The following is a 3,106-nucleotide window of genomic DNA, read 5'->3' as shown; positions in this document are numbered from 1 at the left end:
TGCTTACTTCATTCCCCTGATGGCGCAAGTACCCAGACAGTTTCTATATCATTATGTTTTTATTGTAAACAACAAAACGAAACATTGTGTCCTGTTCTTTATCGTTTAAAAAATGATTTTAGAAGAGTTTTTAAAATAGAGATTGCAGTTAGCAACTATGAATTGCAGAAAAGCTAATTTAATAAGTCTTCCGTTTAAAAGTGTTAAGAAACAAAATATTTTGCAAGGATGTTTGTTGCTTAAGGCTGTTGTTATGGAAACTCTACAAAGTTTTTGGAGAAGCTGTTGTTGTGTGCTTACAAAAAGCTTTTAATTGATTTTCTTACACAGAGAATTATTTATTACGTGTTTTAAAATACAAAAAAATTTATTAAAAGCATTTGATTTTTATAAATCAAAAAGGCAGCTCTTTTGAGAATTCAGTATTCATTCAGAGATAACAGATTTTGTTACATTTGGTTTGAGTGAGATTAATTGGCTCAAGAAAGGTGGTAGAAAGAATCGTTATTGACGCTTCTTTCCGATAGATTGTAAAAAGGCAGCATATTTGTACTGCCTTTTATTAAAATGAATAGAATATAAATTGTTTTTTGCGTTTTCTTAAAACTGATAGCGTATTCCGCCTGAAAAGCTTGCTCCGGATATACCAGTTTTTTGAAGCTTATATTGATAGTTAACATCAGCATGAAGGGCGACATTTTGTGATAATTGTGCATTTACACCAAATCCACCTTCAAGGGCAGCTCCCATAGAATCAAGGTGGAATGGTTCACCAATCTGTATCGTACCATTGTTAGAAAAAGCTTTAACAATATTCAATTTACCATAGAAAGAAAGAGTACCGCCGTTTTCAATAGAAAGCTTCGTTTGCGTTAAGCGTCCACCAACACGTACTAAGTATTGATAAGGATTTCCCATATCCACATCAAAGCCATCGACATCTGAGAGTGTGCCAAGCATGAGGCGTTGATAAACAAGTTGTGCTTGTGGTTCAAAGACCAATCCTTTCCTACTGGTTTCGAACTTTTGTCCAATGGTTGCTGATGCACTGAATGTATCAGCATTTTTCAACTCTGCAGTCTTTCCTATGAGAGCTGTGGTGATATCTCCCTTGAGCATTCCATAGGAGAAGAGTGCATGGATGTATATCCCATTATTATGGCGCAGCCCACTATATGCAGTAATTGACCATTTATTGAGTGTACTCTTGTCAGCACCTTCCATGTCTTTAGGGGTGAAAGCTAATTTCCCATATGTTCCTAAAAGACCAAAATTAGTGGTCATGTTTTGGTCTTCTAGAGTTGCTAATGTAATGCCTGCCTGTAAAGCTGCATAGTGAATATCGGCACCATAGCCATATTGTAATGGCGTACGGTGAGAGGATAATGTCATCTTATTTCCATAAGTCGAGAAGAAGACTCCTTTGTTTTTATGATCTTTTGTCTCAAAGGTGTTTTCCTGCATCGAGTTGAGTAAAGTGTTTTGATTGTTTATATCAGCCAGTCCAGCTGAGAATAGTGCGTTAGGCATGGACAAATAGCTTGCCACTTGAGGAACGAGAGCTCTGATCTTTCCTTCATTATCGAGAGTCGCATTTTGCAAGCGAAAATCCCAGAAATTCTGATTTTTTTCCAAGATGTTTTGTGCGTTGTTTGCTTGTCCAAGGGATGATGAACCGGTATTTTGCGCTTCTTTCTCTTTTGGTGAAACACCTTCAATCATTGTTCCTGATGCTGATATCGTGTAGATTGTGTAGTCTTTGAGGGTATTTTCTTTTGATTCTTGTGATATTCCGCTAAAATGACTTTGTGTGCTATCGGCTGTCCCATGGCTGGATGTTGGACCATAGGCTTTGAGTATATATTTATAGGGCAATCCCCCCATTGTGGTGTAGCCGTGTGCAAGTTTGAAGGAACCTTCATTTGCATTTCCAGAAACTTGAATGAGTGAAAGACCACGCATATTTGAGGAAACAGAATCTTCAGCTTTTAATATCTCACCTTTCGCAAGGTTCTTGATATGGACTGTTGTGCTGCCTGATACATCACCATGTATAAGGAGGCGGTCAGCTTTTTGCTGTTCTTTTACTAGACCATCACTCCATTCAATATTAAAATAAATTTTTGCATCGCCTGTGGCATTGTAAACTGTATTATAAGTGCTTTCTATATCGGGGATTGTACTTCCCTTAGGTCTACGAACCTCAGCTGTTCGCCCTACATACAAGGTATGATAATGATCTTTTTCCCGCCCTTGTGGTGTCTTAAATATGATAGAACTATTATTAAGATTCAGTACTGAAACGGTAGAAAGGGCTCGTTGTTTAATATCACTGAGCTCATAGTTAAACACATTAAAGTCAGTATCGACTTCCTCTTGAGAGGTCTTTAAGTACCATTTGCTTTTGTTATTCAGAGTCAAAACCGTTGTATTCACTTTTAAAGTTCTTGCTCGTCCTTCTATTGTCGAATTATCAGCGGTTAACGCTAAAGTTACAGGAAGAGTATCGTTGTCATAATATTTACGTTTTGTTTTATTTCTCAATAATACGTCAGATCGAATTTCTGAGTCTTTAAGTTGAACTTCAGCAACTGCTCTTGAGCAGTAGGGACCAAGGATACCGGTGCCGTTTTTCACAAGAAGTTTTGTATTGCTAAGAACAACCTTATTGACAACTTTTTCTCCATTTTTCAGTGAAGAATCTTTTGTTTCATAAAAAACGATACCACCGGCACCTCCTCGTTGGACGGTTATGGTTGAATCTTCAACTTTGATTGTACCATTCTTTGTTTCTAAACCTTTGTACACCGTATTTGCTTCAATTTCTTTAGCATGAATGCGTCCACCTGTTGATACAGAAAGTGCAGACATTTCCGTGTGTATTGTTGATTTTACAATTGTGATAGCTGCTTTATCATGCGCTAATATTCCAGGTCCTTTATCGCGGACAAGAACATTATTTAAAGTCTTTTCTTCTCCCTTATTTAATTCAATCTTCCCCAAAATTCCAGGAGTTTCAGGAGCCGATGTATTTGCATAAGTTGAACCGAAATGAGAAAAAATCAAAGTTCCAGCAATTGTACATAACAAAAAATTTTTCTTATAA

1 protein-coding gene is annotated in these 3,106 nt (G+C 37.0%); it reads right to left on the bottom strand.

Annotated features, from left to right (window positions below; translation table 11 throughout):
• Positions 1-600: 600 nt before the first annotated feature.
• The coding region (locus tag ACFIL2_RS06360) for an autotransporter outer membrane beta-barrel domain-containing protein (RefSeq protein ID WP_375680170.1) at positions 601-3,106 on the bottom strand (2,506 nt) is incomplete at its 5' end.

The sequence above is a fragment of the Bartonella sp. AP30XZML genome (assembly GCF_042195945.1).
Classification (GTDB): Bacteria; Pseudomonadota; Alphaproteobacteria; order Rhizobiales; family Rhizobiaceae; genus Bartonella.
Note: the sequence above shows the minus strand (reverse complement) of the source record. Positions and strands in the feature narration are given on the sequence as shown.